Source organism: Buchnera aphidicola (Aphis helianthi) (assembly GCF_005083845.1).
Lineage (GTDB): Bacteria > Pseudomonadota > Gammaproteobacteria > Enterobacterales > Enterobacteriaceae > Buchnera > Buchnera aphidicola_AW.
This window is the reverse complement of sequence record NZ_CP034894.1, coordinates 20,440-32,981: the sequence shown is the minus strand read 5'-3', so window position 1 is coordinate 32,981 and position 12,542 is coordinate 20,440. Positions and strand designations below refer to the sequence as shown.

The window sequence follows — 12,542 nt, the reverse complement described above, 5'->3', positions numbered from 1 at the left end:
ATGTTATATTAGATGTTTTTTTTAATTTTATTTCGCATTATCTTTGTGGCTTCTACCATAATTTGTAATGCAGATATCGTTTCATTCCAATTTCTTGTTTTTAAACCACAATCAGGATTAACCCAAATACGATCTAACGGTATATACTGCATTGCTTTTTTTAATAAAATATGAATTGATTTAATATTAGGTATATTTGAAGAATGAATATCGTACACACCCGGACCAACTTCATTTGGATATTTAAATTCTTTAAAAGATTCTAATAGTTCCATATCAGACCGTGCAGTTTCAATTGTAATTACATCAGCATCTAATAAAGCAATAGAATACATAATGTCATTAAATTCACAATAACACATATGTGTGTGAATTTGTGTAGTATTTTTAACATTAAAACAAGTTAAACGAAAAGAATCTGTTGCCCAAGTTAAATATTCATTCCATAAACTTTTTTTCAACGGTAAACCTTCTCGTAATGCAGGTTCATCTATTTGAATAATTTCAATTCCTGCTCTTTCTAGATCTAAAACTTCATCCTGTAATGCCAATGCAATTTGTTTAGAAATAACTTCTAATGAAATATCTTCTCTAGGAAAAGACCAAAATAAAATCGTAACTGGACCTGTTAACATGCCTTTTACTGGTTTTTTTGTTAAAGACTGAGCATATTTAATCCATTTTATAGTCATAGACTTTGGTCGACTAATATCACCTATTATAATTGGTGGTTTTACGCAACGTGATCCGTAACTTTGAACCCATCCATTATTTGTAAATACAAAACCATCTAAATGTTCACCAAAATACTCTACCATATCATTTCTTTCAGCTTCTCCATGTACAAGAACATCAATATCTAATTTTTCCTGTATTTTTATTACTTCTTTAATGCTTTTTCTAATACCTTTTTCATATTCTTCAAGATTTATTAAGTTTTCTTTATAATCTCTTCTTAATTTTCTTATTTCTATTGTTTGAGGAAACGAACCAATAGTAGTTGTAGGTAAAATAGGTAGATTAAATTTATTTTTTTGTTCTTTAGAACGAATAGAATAATTGTTAGTACGACTAAAATTAGTATTTAAAATACTATAAAAACGTTTCTGAACATCAAAATTATGAACTTTATTAGAAAATTCGCGTTTATAAATTGGATCACACCATTGTTCAATTAAATTAGTATTATTATTTTGTAGTGCTTTTAACAATAGTGTTAATTCACTACATTTTTGAACAGCAAAAGAAAACCATTTTTTCGTTTCTGTATCTAGATTTTTTTCTTGATCTAAATCAATAGGAGAATGCAATAATGAACAAGATGAACTAATTAATAAATTTTGACGTAGTTTGGTTATTTTCGAAATAACTTTAAACCATTTTAAAAGATCTGATTTCCAAACATTTCGACCATTAATAACTCCTAAAGATAAAGTCCATTCCTGAGGAATTTTATTATTAAAATCAAATAAGTTATATTTTCCAAAAATTAAATCAATATGAATACCATACACAGGCAAATGACGAATAAATTCTATGTTATGATTAATACTATCAAAATATGTTGTTAATAATATTTTAGTTTTTCCATATAAATATTCATAAGCATATGAATAAGCCTTTTTCCATTTTTCTGGAAGTTCTAAAACTAAAGCAGGTTCATCTATTTGAACAAAACTAATATTTTTTAGAGATAGCTCATTTAAAACATGTTTATATATAGGAAGTATAGCATCAAGTAAATCTAAACGATCAAAATATTTTCCTTTTACTTTTCCTAACCATAAATATGTAATAGGACCTAAGATAATAGGTTTAACTTGATAACCTAATAACAAAGCTTCGTCGGTTTCTTCTAAAAGCTGATTCCAAGAAAATTTTAATGTTCTATTCTTATTAAACTCTGGAACAATATAATGATAATTAGTATTAAACCACTTAGTCATTTCTGAAGCAGAAATATCTGGATATGAACCTCTAGCTATACGAAATAAACAATCTAAATCAATAGAAGAATTGAAATTATGATGTCTTTCCGGTATATTTCCTAACATCATAGTAGTATTTAAAACATGATCATACCAGGCAAAATCTCCAACTGATATATATTGAATACCAGCATTTTTTTGTTTTTTCCAATTATCTTTTCGTAAATTTTTTCCTATAAAAAATAAATCTGATTGTGTAATATCACCAGACCAATAAGATTCTTGAGCTCTTTTCAGTTCTCGATTTATACCTATTCTTGGAAATCCAAGTATATGATTCGAAATAACCATTATTTTCCCTTATAATTATTTTATAACTATTTAATAAATATTTACTAAACATAATTTAATAATTGATTTATTTAAAATAGATATCTTATAATTCTAGTATTAAATAAAATACGCAAGCGCAAATATTTAATTCTCGATATGAAGGAATCTCATGATCGAAATAAAACACTTACGAACGCTACAAATCTTAAAAAATAGCGGTTCATTAAGCTCTGCTGCAATTCAATTACATCAAACACAATCAGCTATTTCTCATCAATGTAATAAATTAGAAAAAAGATTAGGTTTTAAATTATTTATTAGAAAAACTAATCCTTTGAAATTTACAATTCAAGGAAAAATTTTATTAAAATTATCTAAAGAGATATTACCAAAAATAGATAAAGCAATTAAAAATTGTAAATATACTCATCAAACAGTTATCAAACTGGCAATTGAATGTCATAGTTGTATTCATTGGCTAACACCAGCATTAAAAATTTTTCGTAAAAACTGGCCTAAGGTGGGAATAGATTTTCATTCTGATATGATTTTTAGTCCGCAACCATCTCTTCGTCAAGGAAAACTAGATATTGTATTAACTTCAGAAGTTTTACCTAAAAATGACTTAATTTATATACCTATGTTTGATTTTGAAGTACGATTAATTTTATCCCCTAGTCATCCTTTAGCTCAACAAGAAAAAAAAATTGTTCCCGAAGATTTAGCATCTGAAATATTAATGACATATCCAGTAGAGCGCCATAGATTAGATGTATGGAAATTTTTTTTACAACCAGCAGGTATAGTACCAATATTTAAAAATGTAAATAATACTTCTCTTCTTATACAAATGGTTTCGGCAAAAATGGGAATTACTGCTCTACCACATTGGGTAGTAGATAGTTTTGAGAGACAAAATTTAATTGTAACGAAAAAATTAGGTGATGGAATATGGAAAAGATTATATGCTGCTGTAAGAAATGGTGAACAAGAAGAACTAACTATACAAAATTTTATTTTTTCAATATGTTCACATGCTAATACTCATTTAAAATTTATTCGTCATATATTACAACCCAAATTTTTTAAAAATTTTAAATATTAAAATCTTGATATAATTAATTATCAAATTTAATAAACATTTTATTTAAATAAACTGCTACACCATCATGTTTGTTATTACCAATAATTTCAGCATATGGCAAAGCATCTTTTAAACGCGAATCAGCATTTTCCATAATGCATGCTTTTCCAGAAATGTTTAACATATCGTAGTCATTCATTCCATCACCAAAAGTAATACATTCTTGTAAAGAAATACCTAACATATTAGATATTAATTGTAATCCATATCCTTTAGAAGTTTTTCCAGATATAACTTCTAAACATCCAGGAACAGAAAAGCTAATATTTACCTTCTTACCTAATAAAGTAATAATATGTTTTTTAAGCTCACATAATTTTTGGAAATTATTACTTGTATAAAAAATTTTACTAACTTCACTAAAATTAAATGTATCTGGATGAAAATATTCATATTTTAGTGATGATAAACTTGGGCAAAAATTATTTTGAATTTTACTATTATTTATATACCATTGATTATTTTGATACACTTGCGTAATAATATCTAAATCTAAATATTTTAAACAACTAAGTTTTAAAGCAATATCTGTGTCTAAATTACTTTCAAAAATTAATTTATTATCTAAATTATAAACTTTAGCTCCATTAGAAGTAATCATAAAAATTCTAATATTAAAATGATCTCGAATATGCATCATATCAATATGATGACGACCTGATGCAAAAATAATATAAAAACCTTTATTTATTAATAATTTTATGATTTTTTTAGTATATTTTGTTATTTTATTTTCTGGGGATAATAAAGTACCATCTAAATCTACAGTAATAATTCGATACATAAAAACACCTTAATATAAAAAATAATATATTTGATATGCTAAAAAACGCTTTAATAATTTATTTATATTTATAAACTGATAATTATAATTTTATAAATTTAATAATATATTTAGTAAATTAATTTTAAAAAAAGTTCATATGTTATATTAATATAAAATATCGGAAAAAGACATATATGTTAAAAAATAAAACAACTGTCATTATATTAGCGGCTGGTAAGGGTCTTAGAATGCAATCTAATTGTCCGAAGGTATTACATACATTAGGAGGGAAAACAATATTAGAACATGTTTTAAATACAGCAAAATCTATTCAGCCTAAAAAAATAATATTAGTTTGTACAAAATATATAAAGAAAATTTTATCTAAAAATCAAGATTTTTCTATAGAATGGGTAATTCAAAAACAGCAAAAAGGAACAGGAGACGCCATAATTATAGCATCAAAAAATTTTTCAGACAATGAAAATATTATCGTTCTTTATGGAGATATGCCATTTATTTCAAATAAATCTATAAAAAAATTACAAGAATCTAAAAAAAAATCAAATCTTAGTTTACTAACTAGTAACATAGAAAACCCAGAAGGATACGGAAGAGTTTTTAGAAAAAATGGAAAAGTAATAAGTATTATTGAAGATAAATGTGCTAATAGTAAAGAAAAATTAATTAAAGAAGTATATTCTGGAACGTTTATAACCAATGGAAAAGACTTAAAAAGATGGCTATTAAAAATTAACCAAAACAATATTAATCAAGAAATTCGTGCTACAGATATTGTTTATTTAGCTTATTTAGAGGGTAATACTATAAAAACTGTAGAACCTTCAAATTGTAAAGAAATATTAGGGATAAATAATCAATTACAATTGTCTATTTTAGAAAAAATTGTTCAAAAAGAAATAACTAAAAATCTAATGATTGCTGGTATTAGATTAAAAGATCCATATCATTTTAATTTAAGAGGCACATTAAAACACGGAAAAAATATAGAAATAGATACAGGTGTTATATTAGAAGGAAATATAGTTTTAGGAGATGATGTTAAAATTGGGGCAGGTTGTATAATTAAAAATAGTATTATTAATAATAAATCTCAAATTCAAGAATATACAATTATTGAAAATGTTAAAATAGGAAAAAATTGTATAATAGGACCTTTCTGTCATCTAAGAAACAACACTATATTAAATAACGAAACACATATAGGCAATTTTGTAGAAATTAAAGATAGTATTATAGAAAAAAAAACAAAAATAAAACATCTTAGCTATATTGGGAATTCTGAAATTGGTTCTCGAGTAAATATTGGTGCAGGTAGTATTACATGTAATTATGATGGTTATAAAAAATCTAAAACTATTATTGGTGATAACGTTTTTATAGGTTCAAATACAGAATTGATTGCACCTATTAAAATATCAAAAAATACGACTATCGCAGCAGGAACTACAGTAATAAAAAATGTAGATAAACCATGTTTAGTTTACAATACTAAGGAACAAAAAAATAAAGAAAATTGGATTTATTCTAATAAAAATATTAAAAAAACCACTAGTTAATAATAGAAATTAATAAATATTATTTTATAATAAAATAAGGGTATATTTATATGTGTGGTATTGTTGCTGCAGTAACACAACGTAATATAATTAACTTTCTTCTTGAAAGTATTCAACGATTAGAATATCGCGGATATGACTCCTCTGGATTAGCTTTAATAAATAAAAACAATGATTTTATTCGAGTTCGATCTATTGGAAAAGTAAAAGAATTAATAAAAAAAACAAAAAATAAAAAATTATCTGGAAAAATTGGTCTTGCTCATACAAGATGGGCAACTCATGGAAAAGTTTCAGAAGAAAATACACATCCACATATTTCTTCACATATTGCTATTGTGCATAATGGTATTATTGAAAACAGCTTAAAACTTCGACTATTTTTACAAAAAAAAGGTTATATATTTCAGTCTGATACAGATACTGAAGTGATTGTACATTTATTACATTGGGAACAAAAAAAGACAGGAAAATCTCTTGTAGAAGTTATACATAATAGTGTAATAAAACTACATGGAAATTATAGTATGGTGGCTATGGATAGCAATCATTCATCAAAATTAATTGCTGTTTGTTCAGGAAGTCCATTAATTATTGGTTTAGGTGTAGGAGAAAATTTTATAGCTTCAGATCAAATTGCATTATTAAACATTACAAAACGTTTTATATATTTAAAAGAAGGAGATATTGCTATTATAAAAGCAGAAAAAACTACAATCTTCAATAAGAATTATTCTATAGTTCGAAGAAAAATAATTGAATCTGATGTGAAATATGAATGCGTAAAAAAAGGAAAATACAAGCATTATATGGAGAAAGAAATATATGAACAACCAGATTCTATTCGAAATACTTTAAAAAACCGTTTAAAAAATAATACAACTATTTTTTTTCCAGAATTAGGATTAAAAGAAATAAATATATTTTTAAACGTAGAACATATTCAAATAGTTGCATGTGGAACCTCTTATCATGCTGCTATGGTAGCTAAACATTGGTTTGAATCATTAGCTAATATTCCTTGTGATGTTGAAGTTGCTTCTGAGTTTTCTTCTAGAAAATTAGCAGTAAGAAAAAAAAGTTTTTTTATTACTTTATCACAATCAGGCGAAACTGCAGATACTTTAACTGCGTTAAGAATTTCTAAAAAATTAGGATATTTAGGTAATTTAACTATATGTAATATGAAAGGTTCATCTTTAGTTCAAGAATCTGATATTTATTTGCTCACTCAAGCAGGAATTGAAATAGGTGTTGCTTCCACAAAATCTTTTACTACACAACTTACTGTTTTATTAATGTTAGTAGCAAAAATAGTAAGTATTAAACAAAAAAAAAATAATGTTGAAAAAAAAATTGCAAAAATATTGACTATTTTACCCTACAGAATTGAAGAAATTTTAAAAAAAAATAAAGAAATTAAAAATATAGCAAAAAAATTATATAATACAAAAAATATACTTTTTCTTGGAAGAGGTGATCAATATCCTATAGCTATGGAAGGAGCATTAAAACTAAAAGAAATTTCTTATATTCACGCAGAAGCTTATCCATCTGGAGAATTAAAACATGGACCTCTTGCATTAATTGATGAAAATATACCTATTATTATTACAGCACCAAAAAATTTATTACTTGAAAAAACAAAAAAAAATATTCAAGAAATATGTACAAGAGGTGGTTTAATCTATATTTTTTCTGATGCAGAAATAAATCTAGAAAAAAATATAACACTTTTAAAAGTTCCTTATGTAGAAGAAATAATAGCACCAATTTTTTATATAATTCCATTGCAATTGCTTGCATATTATATTGCTTTAAGTAAAGGAACAAATATAGATCAACCAAGAAATCTTGCGAAATCTGTTACAGTAGAATAAAAATTTATATTGATGTTATATATAAAAGAGTATGAGTTTTTAATTTTATAAAATAGTCTCATACTCTATATAAAATTATACTATAACTAATAATTAGTTTAATTTAATTTTCTATAGCTATTTTTAACTTTTTCATAGCGTTTTTTTCTAATTGCCGTACTCGTTCTGCAGAAATTCCATAATTATTTGCCAATGCTTGCAGAGTATTTTTTTTATTATTATCAAGTAACCATCTAGATCGGATAATATCACGACTACGTTTATCTAATCTTAATAAAGCATTGCTTAACTTATGTGTTGCATGCTGATCCCAATTATCTTGTTCAAATCCATTGGCAAAATTAGATGTTTTATCTTGTAAATACGGCATATTTAAATTATTTTTACCATCTTTTAAATCTTCATCAGGAAATGGATTAAAAGTTACATCCTGAGCTGACATACGAGACTCCATTTCTTTAACATCTGCAATGCTCACTCCTAATTCTCTAGCAACTATTTCAATTTCTTCTTTATTAAACCAACCTAATCTATTTTTACTTTTTCGTAAATTAAAAAATAATTTTCTTTGAGATTTCGTAGTAGCTACTTTTACAATTCGCCAATTTCTAAGTACATATTCATGTATTTCAGATTTGATCCAATGAACAGCAAAAGAAACTAACCGTACTCCAATTTCTGGATTAAATCTCCTAACCGCCTTCATTAAACCTATATTTCCCTCTTGTATTAAATCCGCTTGAAGTAAACCATATCCGGAATAATTACGTGAAATATGAATAACAAATCGAAGATGAGAAAGAATTAAAGTTTTAGCAGCATCTAAGTCACCATTGTAACGTAAACGTTGAGTTAATAATTTTTCTTCTTCGATAGATAACATAGGCCACAAATTAGCTATTCTAATATAAGCATCTAAATTACCTAACGATGTTACAGACAAAATCTGTACTTTATTAGTCATGTTAATTCCCGCATAAACAAAATATATTAAATTAATTATAAGTATGTGGGATCTTTGCATCATACTTTAATTAAAATTTAAAATCAAAAACTTATATAAATATTATCTATATTAATATATAAACAAAATTAATGATGTAAATTATATTTTTTTGAAATTTATAAAAAAATTATTTAATACTATGAAAAATAGAATTGATAAAATCATTACTATTAAAAGTAACTAAATCAGTTGATTTTTCACCAGTACCAATATAACGAATAGGAATTGAAAATTGATCTGATAGCGCAAAAATTACTCCTCCTTTTGCTGTTCCATCTAATTTTGTGATAATTAATCCAGTTAAATTAAGTTCTTTATGAAATATTTCAGTTTGTTTAATTGTATTTTGTCCATTACATGCATCAATTACTAATATTATTTCATGTGGAGCAGATACATTTAACTTTTTAACAACTCTAATTATTTTTTTTAATTCTTCTAACAAATACTGTTTATTATGTAACCTTCCTGCTGTATCAATGATTAAAACATCAACTTTTTTAGAAATAGCAGATTTTAACGCGTCAAATGCTACTGCAGCCGGATCTGTTCCTAAAACTTGTGCTATAACTGGAATATTATGTATCTTTCCTAATGTTTGTAGTTGATCTATTGCTGCAGCTCGAAATGTATCTGCTGCTGCTAGCATGACAGATTTTCCATCTAACTTATATTTTTTTGCTAATTTTAAAGCAGTTGTAGTTTTTCCTGTACCATTCACACCTACTATTAATATAACAAATGGCATTTTATTTGAAATTAATAGAGGAACTTCCACTTTTTTTAAAATTATATGCATTCGCTCTTTTAAAAGAAAATACACTGACTTTGGATTTTTTAACTCTTTACGACTAGTATCTTTAATTAATCCCTGAATGATCTTTTCAGTAGTTGTTATACCAATATCAGACAAGATCATAGTATCTTCTAATTCTTCAAATAAATCATTATCTATATGCTTTATAGAAAAAATACGACTAATACTGTTACCAAAAAAATTTTTAGTTTTTTTTAAACTTTCTTTTAATTTAAAAAAAAAATTTATTTTTGTATTATTTTTATCGTTTGTTTTTATAGAATCTTTAGTACTTATTTGTTTATCTCTTTCATGTTTATTTAAATCAATTTTATTTTTTTTGATTATTTTTGAATTAATCCAAGAAAATAAATTATTTTTTTTATTATCGTTCATTTAACTAACTCCTTAACTAAAAAAGTAAAAATTATTTACTTTATACTTTAAAAAATTCAAAATTAAATATTTATTTAAATTATATTTAATAATAAAATAAATTATATTACTAACACAGATACTCTAATAAAATGTATAATTCTTTTTTTAAAAAAAAGGGAAAAGTTTATATTATTTCAGGTAAGCTAAAGGGAAGAAAATTATCTTTTAAAGATAATTTTAGTATACGTCCAACAACTAATCGAATAAAAGAAACACTTTTTAATTGGTTATCAAAATACATTCAAAATGCTCGTTGTCTAGATTGTTTTGCAGGTAGTGGTGCATTAGGATTAGAAGCTATATCTCGATATGCTAAATTTGTTACGTTGTTAGAAATAAATAAAAAAACTGTACTTTCATTAATACAAAATAAAAAAAAATTAAATATATCTAATCTAGAAATTATACATACAAATACCTTAGATTGGTTAATAAAACCAAAAAAACCATATGACATAATATTTATAGATCCACCATATAATACCGAATTAGTAGAAAAAACTATTATTCTTCTAGAGAAAAAAAATTGGATCAAAAATAACTCAATAATTTATATAGAAGTAAAAAGAAATCAATCTTTAATAATATCACATAATTTTGTTTTATATAAAAAAAAAATAACCAGTCAAATTGCATGCTATCTTTATGTTTTTAAAATAAAAAAAATTAATATTTAAAAATATTAATAAATTTAATAGGATCAAATTTTTATGAAAATTTTAATTTCTAAAAATATAAGTTTAGATTTGTTTTGCAAAAACCCTGTTCAAATTATAAAAACAACTAAAAATGGAACTCTAGCTATATCAAAAAATAAAAAAATTTTATTTTATGTTATAACTCCATCAGTATTAACAAAAATATTTAATCTTGAAAACAATTTTGAACAAAAAGATATACAACAAGAAGAAAAAATAAAACAAAAATTTTCTATGCATTCCAAATGGACTCCTGAAAAAGATTTTATTCGAAAAGCAGCTTTATGGGGAATAATATTAGAAGAAGACGTCTCTAAACATGAACTTGCTGCTTTTATTTCTTATTGGCAAGCTGAACGTTGTTTTTTTTATCATGTACAATGGGAACAAAAATTAGCAAGAAGTTTACAAAGAACTCGTTCTTTTAATTTAATTCAAAAACAAAAAGATATCACTTATATACCAGTTCCTGATCAAAAAACACCCCATGGATTTAGAGGAAAATAATGACATTTTATACTGAATTTTTTAAACGTCTCCAACGTATTATGCCTAACAATATAAAACCTAAATTTGAAAATGATCAAGATTTATTAGCTTGGAACCAGGAACAAGGAAGGATATCTTCAGAATCAATATTACGTGAAAACAAAGCAATGAAAATGCAAAGAGTTTTAGGTAGATCTGGCATTCGTGAATTATATATGAATTGTTCATTTGAAAATTATAAAATAGAACATGAAGGACAAAGAAAAGTACTTAAAGCAGCGAAACGCTATGCTGAAGAATTTAATGAAAATATTGCAAGTTTTATTTTTTCAGGACGGCCTGGAACTGGTAAAAATCATTTAGCATCAGCTATAGGCAATTATTTAATTTTACATGGAAAAAGTATTTTAATTGTAACAGTTGCAGATTTAATGTCTAATATGAAAGGTACATTTAGTGGTACTAGTAACATTACTGAAGAAAATTTATTACATAACCTTAGTAGTGTTGATCTATTAATGATTGATGAAATTGGTATGCAAACTGAATCTAGATATGAAAAAGTAATAATTAATCAAATAGTTGATAGGAGATCCTCATCTAAACGATCTACCGGTATGTTATCTAATTTAGATCATAAGGGTATGAAAAGTTTATTAGGAGAACGAGTAATTGATAGAATGCGATTAGGTAATAGTTTATGGTTAACATTTGAATGGGAAAGTTATAGACAATATGTAAAAGGTGACGAATACTAATTCGTTATTATTTATTTATTAACTCTAGCTATATACTCACCGGATCTCGTATCTACTTTAATCCAAGATCCAACTTGTACAAATAATGGAACTTTTACAATTGCACCAGTACTTACTTTTGCTAATTTAGTACTAGTATTAATAGTATCTCCTTTTACAGTTGATTCTGTATCTATTACTTTTAATTCAACAAAAATATTAGGTGTAATGAAAATTGGTTTATTGTTCCAAAATGTAATAATACATGTATCTTGCTCTAATAACCATTGTATATTTGAACCAATAATTTTTTTTTCTACAGATAAATCTTCAAAAGTATCATTATTAATAAAATACCAAAAAATACCATCATTATATAAATAAGATAATTTATATTCTGAAATATCAGCTATTTCCAATGAATCTGTTGATTTAAATGTTTTTTCTATTAATTGATTTGTTAGTAATTTTCTTAATTTTACACGAACAAATGCCTGACCTTTTCCAGGTTTAACAAATTCACTAGACTCTATTAAACAAGGTTCTTTTTCAAAAATAATTTTATAACCAATACGAAAATTATTACTTTGATAAACTCTCATAAAACCTCTATAAAAATTTATTTACCACTAAATTATTGAATTTCTAATAAAAAAATAAAATCTTACTAATAATATTAAAAAATATATTTATTATGTTTTAAATTAATAATTCAATTTATATTTTTGATTTTCATTAATAATCAAT

11 protein-coding genes are annotated in these 12,542 nt (G+C 24.7%); 6 read left to right on the top strand and 5 right to left on the bottom strand.

Annotated elements, in window-relative coordinates; translation table 11 throughout:
- Window positions 1-8: 8 nt before the first annotated feature.
- Window positions 9-2,279, bottom strand: a complete 2,271-nt coding sequence (gene metE, locus D9V62_RS00155; protein WP_158339809.1) for a 5-methyltetrahydropteroyltriglutamate--homocysteine S-methyltransferase — start codon at window positions 2,277-2,279, stop codon at window positions 9-11.
- Window positions 2,280-2,430: 151 nt separating this feature from the next.
- On the opposite strand from metE, the gene metR reads away from it, so the two are divergent.
- Window positions 2,431-3,366: an HTH-type transcriptional regulator MetR gene (metR, locus tag D9V62_RS00150; protein ID WP_158339808.1), complete on the top strand. Its 936-nt coding sequence runs from the start codon at window positions 2,431-2,433 to the stop codon at window positions 3,364-3,366.
- Window positions 3,367-3,379: 13 nt separating this feature from the next.
- On the opposite strand, the gene D9V62_RS00145 is transcribed toward metR, so the two are convergent.
- Window positions 3,380-4,189 carry a Cof-type HAD-IIB family hydrolase gene (locus D9V62_RS00145; RefSeq protein WP_158339807.1) on the bottom strand — a complete coding sequence of 270 codons (810 nt, stop codon included), beginning with the start codon at window positions 4,187-4,189 and terminating at the stop codon, window positions 3,380-3,382.
- 176 nt (window positions 4,190-4,365) lie between these two features.
- On the opposite strand from D9V62_RS00145, the gene glmU reads away from it, so the two are divergent.
- Both glmU and glmS read left to right on the top strand, forming a co-directional pair.
- Window positions 4,366-5,751 carry a bifunctional UDP-N-acetylglucosamine diphosphorylase/glucosamine-1-phosphate N-acetyltransferase GlmU gene (gene glmU, locus D9V62_RS00140; protein WP_158339806.1) on the top strand — a complete coding sequence of 462 codons (1,386 nt, stop codon included), beginning with the start codon at window positions 4,366-4,368 and terminating at the stop codon, window positions 5,749-5,751.
- 50 nt (window positions 5,752-5,801) lie between these two features.
- The gene (gene glmS, locus D9V62_RS00135) at window positions 5,802-7,631 is read left to right on the top strand and encodes a glutamine--fructose-6-phosphate transaminase (isomerizing) (protein WP_158339805.1); all 1,830 of its coding nucleotides are present in this window, start codon (window positions 5,802-5,804) and stop codon (window positions 7,629-7,631) included.
- A 103-nt stretch (window positions 7,632-7,734) separates the two neighbouring features.
- Here the strand turns inward: glmS and rpoH are convergent, their stop codons facing one another.
- Together rpoH and ftsY are read right to left on the bottom strand one after the other, a co-directional pair.
- Window positions 7,735-8,595 (bottom strand): RNA polymerase sigma factor RpoH, encoded by an 861-nt coding sequence (gene rpoH, locus D9V62_RS00130; protein ID WP_158339804.1) that lies wholly within the window; start codon window positions 8,593-8,595, stop codon window positions 7,735-7,737.
- A gap of 169 nt (window positions 8,596-8,764) precedes the next feature.
- The gene (ftsY, locus tag D9V62_RS00125) at window positions 8,765-9,829 is read right to left on the bottom strand and encodes a signal recognition particle-docking protein FtsY (protein WP_158339803.1); all 1,065 of its coding nucleotides are present in this window, start codon (window positions 9,827-9,829) and stop codon (window positions 8,765-8,767) included.
- Window positions 9,830-9,960: 131 nt separating this feature from the next.
- On the opposite strand from ftsY, the gene rsmD reads away from it, so the two are divergent.
- Genes rsmD through dnaC form a run of 3 tightly spaced genes read left to right on the top strand, consistent with a single transcriptional unit; the run spans window position 9,961 to window position 11,816 of the window.
- Window positions 9,961-10,548, top strand: coding sequence for a 16S rRNA (guanine(966)-N(2))-methyltransferase RsmD (gene rsmD, locus D9V62_RS00120; protein WP_158339802.1), 588 nt, complete (start codon window positions 9,961-9,963; stop codon window positions 10,546-10,548).
- 33 nt (window positions 10,549-10,581) lie between these two features.
- A complete protein-coding gene (gene dnaT / locus D9V62_RS00115; protein ID WP_158339801.1) occupies window positions 10,582-11,076 on the top strand; it encodes a primosomal protein DnaT in 495 nt (164 codons plus the stop codon).
- Window positions 11,076-11,816 (top strand): DNA replication protein DnaC, encoded by a 741-nt coding sequence (dnaC, locus tag D9V62_RS00110; RefSeq protein WP_158339800.1) that lies wholly within the window; start codon window positions 11,076-11,078, stop codon window positions 11,814-11,816. Before dnaT ends, dnaC begins: the two co-directional genes overlap by 1 nt.
- Before the next feature lie 11 nt (window positions 11,817-11,827).
- On the opposite strand, the gene efp is transcribed toward dnaC, so the two are convergent.
- Window positions 11,828-12,397: an elongation factor P gene (gene efp / locus D9V62_RS00105; protein ID WP_158339799.1), complete on the bottom strand. Its 570-nt coding sequence runs from the start codon at window positions 12,395-12,397 to the stop codon at window positions 11,828-11,830.
- Window positions 12,398-12,542 lie beyond the last annotated feature (145 nt).